At 46.4% G+C, this 8,383-nt stretch carries 8 protein-coding genes; 6 read left to right on the top strand and 2 right to left on the bottom strand.

Going from position 1 to position 8,383, the window contains the following annotated elements:
• Nucleotides 1-171 precede the first annotated feature (171 nt).
• Both selA and selB read left to right on the top strand, forming a co-directional pair.
• Entirely contained in the window at nucleotides 172-1,539 is a 1,368-nt protein-coding gene (gene selA / locus BIZ37_RS19060) for an L-seryl-tRNA(Sec) selenium transferase (RefSeq protein ID WP_187462826.1), read from the top strand.
• Nucleotides 1,536-3,335, top strand: a complete 1,800-nt coding sequence (gene selB / locus BIZ37_RS19065) for a selenocysteine-specific translation elongation factor (protein ID WP_187462827.1) — start codon at nucleotides 1,536-1,538, stop codon at nucleotides 3,333-3,335. Before selA ends, selB begins: the two co-directional genes overlap by 4 nt.
• 102 nt (nucleotides 3,336-3,437) lie before the next feature.
• On the opposite strand, the gene BIZ37_RS19070 is transcribed toward selB, so the two are convergent.
• Nucleotides 3,438-4,133, bottom strand: coding sequence for a pirin family protein (locus BIZ37_RS19070; RefSeq protein ID WP_187462828.1), 696 nt, complete (start codon nucleotides 4,131-4,133; stop codon nucleotides 3,438-3,440).
• Between the two features lie 163 nt (nucleotides 4,134-4,296).
• On the opposite strand from BIZ37_RS19070, the gene BIZ37_RS19075 reads away from it, so the two are divergent.
• Nucleotides 4,297-5,205 carry a LysR substrate-binding domain-containing protein gene (locus tag BIZ37_RS19075; RefSeq protein WP_187462829.1) on the top strand — a complete coding sequence of 303 codons (909 nt, stop codon included), beginning with the start codon at nucleotides 4,297-4,299 and terminating at the stop codon, nucleotides 5,203-5,205.
• 79 nt (nucleotides 5,206-5,284) lie between these two features.
• Entirely contained in the window at nucleotides 5,285-6,124 is an 840-nt protein-coding gene (locus BIZ37_RS19080) for a histidinol-phosphatase (protein WP_187462830.1), read from the top strand.
• 13 nt (nucleotides 6,125-6,137) lie between these two features.
• Here the strand turns inward: BIZ37_RS19080 and BIZ37_RS19085 are convergent, their stop codons facing one another.
• On the bottom strand, nucleotides 6,138-6,683 hold the full coding sequence (locus BIZ37_RS19085; RefSeq protein WP_187462831.1) for a TetR/AcrR family transcriptional regulator: 546 nt from the start codon (nucleotides 6,681-6,683) through the stop codon (nucleotides 6,138-6,140).
• Between the two features lie 166 nt (nucleotides 6,684-6,849).
• On the opposite strand from BIZ37_RS19085, the gene BIZ37_RS19090 reads away from it, so the two are divergent.
• Both BIZ37_RS19090 and BIZ37_RS19095 read left to right on the top strand, forming a co-directional pair.
• Nucleotides 6,850-7,461 carry a hypothetical protein gene (locus tag BIZ37_RS19090; protein ID WP_187462832.1) on the top strand — a complete coding sequence of 204 codons (612 nt, stop codon included), beginning with the start codon at nucleotides 6,850-6,852 and terminating at the stop codon, nucleotides 7,459-7,461.
• Nucleotides 7,442-8,335: an SDR family oxidoreductase gene (locus BIZ37_RS19095; protein WP_255526818.1), complete on the top strand. Its 894-nt coding sequence runs from the start codon at nucleotides 7,442-7,444 to the stop codon at nucleotides 8,333-8,335. The genes BIZ37_RS19090 and BIZ37_RS19095 overlap by 20 nt, the downstream gene beginning before the upstream one ends.
• Nucleotides 8,336-8,383 lie beyond the last annotated feature (48 nt).

Consider the following 8,383-nt stretch of genomic DNA (forward strand, 5'->3'; position numbering starts at 1 on the left):
TTTCGTTTGTTTTATTCAGGGGTGAAAAATGACGGCGGCATTTTAATACCACTGATTCTATATCAAGTCTCCATTTATTATTGTCCCAGATTTTTTCAAAGCCCTACTTAATTCATAGCTGTTAGAATATTGGTTCTGACGGTTTAATTTTAAAACTTATGGGGCTTTATCATGGCAATAAGCACCTTATCGTCAATTCCACAAATTGAAAAAATCCTCCAGCAAGCTTTTCTGGCACCTTTCATTGAGCGTTTGAGCCGTCCTATGGTGGCTGACGCGGTTCGTGAGCAAGTTGCTCGTTATAAGAAGCAGCACTTGCAAGATCCAGACAAGCATCCTTTCTCGCTCGAGCAGTTATACCACAACATAGAGCAGGCCTGTTGGTTGATGAACCAGCAGCGGTTGCAGCGGGTAATCAATGGTACAGGGGTTATTGTTCATACCAACTTGGGCCGTTCGCCGATTAATGCAGAGCTTTGGCAGCAGGTTACAGAGGTAAACACCCATTACAGCAACCTTGAAATCGATTTGAGCACGGGTAAGCGGGGCAAGCGTAAGGGGCTCCTCCAGCAACTGATGCAATACCTTGTTAAGGGCGAAAACACACTAGTTGTAAATAACAATGCGTCCTCAATCTACTTGCTGCTACACGAGCTAGCCAAAGGTAAGGAAGTGATCGTGTCTCGTGGCGAGCAAATCCAAATAGGCGGCGGCTTTAGAATTCCAGATATTCTGGCTTTGTCAGGTGCAAAGCTGGTGGAAGTGGGGACAACCAATATTACGACTACACAAGACTATCTCGATGCTATCACTGATGAGACGGCCTTGGTTTTGATTGTCCATACCTCAAATTTCAAGATCCGGGGCTTTACAGAATCTCCTGATATCAAAGAGCTGGCAAAGGCCCTGCCAGAACATGTCATTCTGGCCGTTGACCAAGGTTCCGGTACAACGACCGAGCAGATGCCCGATGAACCAACTGTGGCCAGTTACATCGACTCAGGGGCTGACTTGGTATGTTATTCTGGGGATAAAATACTTGGTGGGCCTCAGGCAGGTATGATCTCAGGTAAAGATGCCCTCATAAAGCAGCTTGAGAAAAACCCGATGATGAGGGCATTTCGCCCCAGCCGGATTGTTTACTCCCTGCTTGAAGAACTGGTAGTGAGAAAGCTAAACCAACAAGTAGAAGGTAAAGGGGTTGCTGAAAGTAAAAGCACTGCAGAGCTCACACTGCTTGAGCAAAGAGCCAAGGAACTTGTGTCAGGCTTCAACGGTTTGCTGACCGTTGTCCAGTCAGAAATGACGGTCGGGGGAGGATCGCTGCCTGATCAGGATGATCCCTCATGGTCAGTTCAGATCAACCCTAGCCAGCCCGCTTTCCAGCGTTCCCCAGAAAAGTTACTGGCCGTGATGAGGCAATGGCCACTTCCGGTGATCGGGGTGATCAAGCGCGACAAGGTTCATCTCAATATGGCAACAATAGAAGCCTCTGAAATTCCATACTTGCGGAGCCAACTGTCGGAGGTGTTGCAATGAGTTATGTTGTTGGCACAGCTGGCCATGTCGATCACGGTAAATCGGCGTTGATCAAAGCATTGACCGGGATAGACACTGCCCATTTACCGCAAGAGAAAAAGCGGGGGATGACGATTGATTTGGGTTTCGCCTATTTCAAGCACCAGAACGGTGAGCCAGTAGGGGTGATCGACGTACCCGGACACGAGCGCTTCATCCGCAACATGGTTGCCGGGGTATGGAGCCTCGATATGGTGTTGTTTGTGGTGGCGGCCGATGAAGGCTGGATGCAGATGTCGACCGATCACCTCAAGGTCATTGCCTCGATGGGCATTGAGAATGTTACCTTGGTGATCAGCAAATCTGATTTGGTTGATGATGAGATGCTGGCTCTGGTTGAAGAGGAAGCACTTGAACAATTTCTCGATATCGCTGGTTTTATTCCAGACTCGGTAACGGTATCAGCCCATGAGGGTGAAGGGATTGATGGCCTGCGACAGCATATCTGCAATAAGCTTGATGGCAGCGTAGATGACGAAAGGGAAGACAACGAACGTCATGGCCACTTATATATTGACCGTGTGTTTACAGTAAATGGCGTCGGTACCACGGTGACAGGGAGCCTATGTGGTGGCGAATTTGCTGTCGGCCAAAAACTATACATGCAGCCTAGCGGACGTGAGGTGCAGGTGAAAAGTCTGCAGTCTTATCATCAGAATATCGAGTTGGCCAAACCGGTTTCCCGTGTGGCAATAGGCTTGAAGGGGATCAAGAAGAAAGAGGTTGAGCGCGGATTTTGCCTTACCTGCCGTAAAGGGGCGTCTTTTGTCACCGATGAGCTGATTGTCCGTCTTGATAGCCAATTGTTCGAAAATAAGTGCCGAAATAACAGTGAAGTGGAAGTGGCCTTTGGTACGTTCAATACCCTTGCCAAAATATTTGTTTTCAAAGGTACTAACCTTGCCAGATTGCGCCTGAAAGAGCCTGCGAGTTGCTTTTGGAATCAACGTGCCTTGTTGATCCAGCATGGTGGTAGTCGAATTCTCAATTGTGGGGCAATCGTGTGGTCGGGAGCGGTAGCCAAAAGTTATCGCAATAAACTCTATGATCTTCTGATGGCGATGCCGGAGCGTCCTGCGTGGGAAGACTATGTCACTATCAATATGTCTCTCTATGGCTTTGCCAAGCGTGGGGAGCAAGCTCTTGATGAATCAGGGTATAAGGTGTGTGGCGAGTGGCTGTTTACCGAAGAATGCTTCAACCAAACCTACCAGCAGGTGGAGGCAGTTTTGAAGCAGGGCCAAATTGATTTATCGGCTATTGAACTGAGCGGCAAAGTGCAAATGGAAGCATCTCCTCTTACTGCTGTTCTCGATTTATTGGTCGCTGAAGGCAAGCTGCGCAAGAGCAACGAACACTATTCTCTTGGCTGCGGTCAAAATGAGGCGCAGCTTTCTCAGACAGCGAAGAAGATCCTCGAACATATGGAACAAGCCGGTAAACAAGGCTATGAAGCGGATAAAGAGAAAATCCCTGGGGCTCAGAAGGAGCTGAGGAACCTCGTCAGGTTGGGCTTTGCAGTACCGATGGAAGGCAAGATTTACTACCTTGCCTCTCTTTATGAGGAGTTGGTGCACGACTTGCTGCAGGGATATTCTGAAGGGGAGAGGTTTGCCATTTCTGAAGCCAGGGAACGTACCGGTTTATCCCGAAAATATATGATCCCATTGCTAAACCGCATGGAAGCTGATGGCTGGATCAAACGGGTCGAAAACGATAGGCAAGTACTCAAAGCTTTTGAGACTGAGTGCGCATAGCTTAGCGGATTAACTTTGACAGGTTTATTAGAGCCTATGTTCAGCTAGAACATAGGCTTTTTTTCGGTGCTTTGACTTACCTTCCCCATTTACCTCAGCATTCTAAGGCAAGTCAAACAAAAGTGCCGTGACAGGCTCTTGCTTGTCATTTGCCATTGATACCTTGGTTTGTTGTTCAACCTTCGCACCGTCTCCTGCTTCAAGCTCAGTATTTCCGACTGTCAGTTTCCCGCTGACTTGGTGAAGATAGATATTCCTGCCATTTGTTACTTCAAAATCAATTTGCTGCCCAGGTTGTAGAATTAATTGGTATAGGGATGCATCTTGTTTTATTTGCAGTGTCCCTTTTTCGCCATTGGGAGTTGCAATGGGTGTTAAGCCATTCTGTTTACCAAAATCTTTCTGCTGGTAGCCAGGCTTATTGCCAAATACATTTGGCTGGATCCAGATTTGCAGGAATCGCAGGTCATGGCGTGCTGAGGCATTATATTCGCTATGGTAAATCCCTCGGCCTGCCGACATCAGTTGGAACTCACCGGCAGGGAGCGTTTGGATATTCCCCTCGCTATCTTTGTGCTCAATACTGCCTTCCAACACATAGCTGATGATTTCCATGTCTTTATGGCCATGGGTATCGAATCCTGCGCCGGGTTTGACGACATCATCATTGATAACCCTTAGGGCAGAGAAGCCCATATGCCGTGGATCGTAGTAACTGCCGAAAGAGAAGGTATGGTGACTGTCGAGCCAGCCGAAGTTGGCTTGTCCACGATCTTGCGCCTTACGTACTGTGATCATTTCCTTTCCTCCACCTACTGTATTCAAATAAATTCAATTCTGGACTAAGCAAGCCAATAGCTTGTCAGTCAATGTTGAATCAAATTTTAGGCGTGCTAGATTGAAAGGAAAATCGGAATGATTTGAATCTTAACTTCAAAAATTTTGAATAAAGGGTGCAGCAATGCAACAGGCAATCACTATTGATGCTCTCAGGGCGTTGGATGCGATAGATAAGAAGGGCAGTTTTGCTGCTGCCGCAGAGTCTCTGTTCAAAGTCCCCTCGGCACTGACCTATACCATCAAGAAGCTGGAAGAGGATATGGGCGTAGCATTGTTTGATAGGACTAAACAGCGGGCCAAATTGACACCGGCCGGCCAGCTTGTTCTGGAACATGGGCGGGAAATCCTACTTGCTACCAACAGGTTGGTGGACTCTGTCCAGCAATTGGAGTCCGGCTGGGAGAGCGAAATTCGAATCGCAAGGGATACTGTAATATCTGAATCTGTCCTCTATGAGTTGGTCGGAGAGTTTACCCAATTAGATCATAACGTAGATGTTTCCCTTGGCGTGGAAGTGCTCGGTGGTGGCTGGGATGCACTTCATAGCGGGCGGGCTGACATTGTGATTGGCGCTACAGGGGAGTTGCCCAAAGGCCTTTTTCAAACACATCAAATCGGCAGTTTGTCATTTGTATTCGCCGTTGCGCCACATCATCCATTGGCACGTGTTGAAGGTGTATTGGAAGCAGATAGGATTGCCCAATACCCTGCTGTTGTCGTATCAGATACTTCCCAGCTGCTTCCTGTTCGCGACAGCGGTCAGTTTAATAGCAAGCAAGTGATTAGAGTAAACTCGATGGCTTCCAAGTTGCGGGCACAAATAAACGGCTTGGGTGTGGGTTTTCTCCCAGAGCACATGGCAAGGCCCTATCTGGATACTGGTGAATTAGTGGCAAAGCTGTGCGAAATTCCAAGGCCGGATCAGGATGTATATATTGCCTGGCATAAAGGGAAGACCGGCAAAGCCCTGGAGTGGTTTATCGAACAGCTATGCAACGTCGATTGGCAATTGCATAGACAAGAATATTAACCGCTTTATTTGTGTGTATTTATCTGGCGAAGTCGATAATATACAAGTTCATAGTGTTTTGTAGCCATGGAGGCTCACGATGTTGCTTACCAACTTTCATACTCATTGTCATTACTGTGATGGTAAGGGCTCACCACTTGATATGGTTGAACAGGCCAAGCAACTCAACTTCAAGGCTATCGGCTTTAGTTCCCATGCTCCCCTGCCTTTTGATAACGATTTCTGTATGCAGCTGGAAAACCTCGACGCATATGTCAAAGAGATCACGGCTCTAAAAGCGGATGCTGATATCGAGGTCTATTTAGGGCTGGAGGTTGATTATATTCGCGGCCTTCTCTCACCTAGTGATACCAAGTGGGATGCGCTGGGCCTAGATTACAAAATAGGTTCGGTTCATACACTGGCAGCCCCTGATGAGCGTTATCCGATGCTAAGTGTCGATGGTCCCCATGATGAGTTCAAGACCTTGTTGAATGAGGTTTATCAGGGCAGTACCCGAGATATGATTGAAACCTATTTCCACAGAGTCGGCCAACTATGCGGGGAAGGGGGCTTTGATATTCTTGGTCATTACGATTTGGTCAAAAAGCATAATAAGGCACTGCAGTTTTTTGACGAAGACTCCCATTGGTATAGGGAGGTGGCGATATCAACCTTGGATGACGTTGCTAAATCTGGTGTTATTTTGGAAGTGAATTACGGTGGTATGCTGCGCGGCGCAACCGATGATGTCTATCCTTCCCCTTGGTTGCTCAAACAAGCAAAAGCGAGAAATATCCCCATTCAAATTAATGCCGATGCCCACGCACCACACCATTTGGGCGTCCACCACCAACGCTGCCGTGAAATGCTTTTGCAAGCCGGCTACCGACAGCAGAGAGTCCTGCTTGGGGGGCAGTGGCAAGATGTGGCGCTGTGAGTGAGGTATGCCACTAATGGAGGTAATTTATGATCATTGCTGAAATATATTCTTCTGTAAGTGGCTTTCCTATCATGATCTGATGGTTAAGTAATCCTAATATAAGGGTATAAAGAGGGGTGCTATGCTCAGCCGATACATAGTTTGACAGCAAGCTAATATACTTCTGGTTCGCGAGAAGCATGCTGGGATCATTAGCGATGTTCTTTTTACCAATCACTTCTATATAATCAGCGACGAGCTGCATCTCCTGAAAATAGCGAGGTGCCATTTGCTGGAAAATTAATAAGAAGTTTTCCACTCGTTGCTGTGGTGTGGCATTTTGAGAGTTAGGCCTCTGTGCAAGCACTTCAGCGTCAAAGTTGACGATAGCCTCAGTTGCTGCACGAAACAGCTCATCTTTACTTTTGTAGTAATAGTAAACCGCACTCTTGCTCATTCCGAGTTGCTCACACAGCTGGCGCATTCCAATGTTTTTATATCCAACTTCGAGGAAAATAGCGGCAGCTTTGAGGGAGATATCTTCACGTCTTTTGTCATGGTCAACGATTTTTGGCATGTCTTACTTCTATTCCCTAGCTATGCGTTAGCTTGATCCGGTATGAATGATGGACTCAATGTTAACAGATAAACTTTATTTAGACCACTTGGACAAAAAAGATCTTTACCTTGCCGAAAGATCGTATTAATTTAAAAAGACCAACTGGTCTAAAAAAGGTTTTGATATGAAAATTGATTGGAATGTACCTGATGGAAGGAAGGGCTTCTTTGGCGGAATTGATAAGTTGATAGGGCCAGGTGCAACCAAGGCTGAAAAGAATTTGCAACTTTATGTGCCATTTGCCGCTTGCTTGATTCTATTGGCGTGTGTCTACTATTGGCAACTCGGTTGGGATTGGGTGCAGTACTTGGTTGCAGCTCTCCTTGCTGTTGATATCGTCGGAGGAATTATCACTAATGCCACATCCAGTGCAAAACGTTGGTTCCACCGAGAAGGACAAGGCTTCAACCAACATATGGGTTTTATCAGTGTGCACTTTTTGCAGCTTTCACTGTTTAGTTGGGCGTTTCTCGATTTTGATTTGATGTGGATTGTTGTAACAGGGGCCTACATGATGTTGGCCAGTGTAATTATTCTTAAAGTTTCACTCTATCTGCAACGACCGGTTGCGTTAACCCTATATTCGCTAACTATCTTGCTCGTAACGTATTGTTGGCAGGCCCCGCAGGGGATGGAGTGGTTTCTACCTTTGTTTTATTTGAAGCTATTAATCAGCCATATATTGCGAGAGGAGCCATATCGACCAACTAGGGAAGATGGCTATTCAAACCAATAACAACGTGGAGGTGAATATGGTTGCTCGACAACAGCGTATTCTCGTAGCGGGTTCTACAGGGTATTTGGGTTTGCACTTGGTGAAACAACTACAGCACGCCAATCGCGAATTTACAGCTTTGGCAAGGAGCAAGACTAAGCTGCTTGCTCAAGGCGTGGATGAAGGCCAAATTGTTATAGCTGAAGTCACGAGCCCCATAGCAATAAAGGGCTGTTGTGATGGAATAGATGTGGTGATCTCATGCCTTGGGATTACCAAGCAACAAGATGGTTTGGGATATATGGATGTGGATTACCAAGCCAACCTCAACTTGTTACTGGAAGCTGAACGTGCTGGAGTAGAAAAATTTATCTATGTGTCAGCTTTCAAGGCAGATAAGTATTCAAGTGTGAGGCTTTTGAGGGCAAAAGAACGTTTTGCCAAGCGATTATTAAGCTCCGAAAAGCTGACACCATGTGTGATTAGGCCTAATGGATTTTTCTCTGATATTGAAGAGGTTTACAGAATGGCTGAGCAAGGGCGTGTCTATCTTTTCGCTCGAGGTGAGGTGAAGGTTAATCCTATTCATGGTGAAGATTTGGCTAAGTTTTGTTTGGAGGCTGTCGATAGAGTAGAGCAGCTACTTGAAGTTGGTGGACCGGAAGTTCTATCTGCTAGGCAAATTGCCGAACGGGCATTCCACGCTCAAGAAAAGATGCCACAAATAACATATTTGCCCGACTGGCTTCGCAGGTTTACCTTGATAGGTGCAAAGTGGCTTCCAGAAAGGTGGGGAGGCCCAGCAGAGTTCTTTTTGACTATGATGGCAGAAGATTCAGTTGCTCCTAGGTATGGTAAGCATCTACTCGTGGAGCATTTTTCTCAGTTAAGATAATTGGCTTGGCTAAATTGTGCCAACAAAAGTTAGAGCACAGTTCTTTGT

Origin of the sequence: Photobacterium sp. BZF1 (assembly GCF_014349205.1) — a bacterium.
Lineage (GTDB): Bacteria > Pseudomonadota > Gammaproteobacteria > Enterobacterales > Vibrionaceae > Photobacterium.